Origin of the sequence: Kiloniella litopenaei (assembly GCF_000982415.1) — a bacterium.
GTDB classification, from domain to species: Bacteria; Pseudomonadota; Alphaproteobacteria; order Kiloniellales; family Kiloniellaceae; genus Kiloniella; species Kiloniella litopenaei.
In genome coordinates this window covers 1-492 of sequence record NZ_LANI01000074.1, presented here as the reverse complement: position 1 = coordinate 492, position 492 = coordinate 1, and the positions used below count along the sequence as shown (strand labels likewise).

General features: G+C 42.1%; 1 protein-coding gene. It reads right to left on the bottom strand.

What is annotated here, in order from left to right; translation table 11 throughout:
* The coding region (locus WH95_RS20165; RefSeq protein ID WP_046510250.1) for a DUF4158 domain-containing protein at positions 1-397 on the bottom strand (397 nt) is incomplete at its 3' end.
* Positions 398-492 lie beyond the last annotated feature (95 nt).

Sequence of the window (492 nt, the reverse complement as noted above, 5' to 3'; positions counted from 1 at the left end):
CAAGGTGGTCGAAAAGAGAATTGAAGTGCTGACTTTCGTCCCATTTGTGATAACCAGCAAGGTCTAATACTTTTGCGTAGAGTCGATCTTTTTGTTTTTGTGAGGGAGTGAATGGTCTGAGCCCCTTGCCGCCAAGCAGCTCTTTACTGATGAACATTAAATCCTTAGAAACCTGCGAGTAAGCGATATCTAGGATGACGGGCTTTGATTTGAAGTATCCCAAAATCGCGACAAAGTAACATCTATGAGCTCTGAGACGAATTGACCGAAAAACTGCCAATTCCGCATCGTTCAGAGAAAAGTACAGACGTTGTTCTTCGATTGAAAAAATGGGTGGGGAATAAAGATTTGCCTGTTCTGCTCTCGTGAGAATAGTAATTTCGTTTTTGATGGCCATATCAGGGCTGTTCCGTATTAAATGTACGATATTTACCTAATTTGCCACACTTATAAGTAGTAACCCACCTCCGCAGCCATTTATTGGTGTGGTCT